A 246-nucleotide genomic window follows, 5' to 3' on the forward strand; every position below is an offset into this window, starting at 1 on the left:
GGGGGGAGGTGTGAGTGACTGCGGTGATCGCCTTGAGGATCGCTTCCTCACGCACGGACGTCAGCTGGGCGTCGGAGTAGATCTCGTCCTCGGGGTTGGCCAGCGCGGCGTCGAGGTCGGTGGTGTACCGGTCCACGCCGTGTCGCTCGGCGATCTCCTTGACCTTCTCCGTGTTGCGCCCGACCAGGATCGGCTCGACCTGCACCCGTGAGCCGTCGGACAGCTCGACGCCACCCTGGTCACGGA

The 246-nt window shown here is 67.5% G+C and carries 1 pseudogene; it reads right to left on the bottom strand.

Features of this window, described 5'->3' with window-relative positions:
- Positions 1-246, bottom strand: a pseudogene (locus tag ACR9ZK_RS22980) (Gfo/Idh/MocA family protein); the annotation flags it as partial.

The organism is Monashia sp. HAY1-5C (assembly GCF_056755255.1).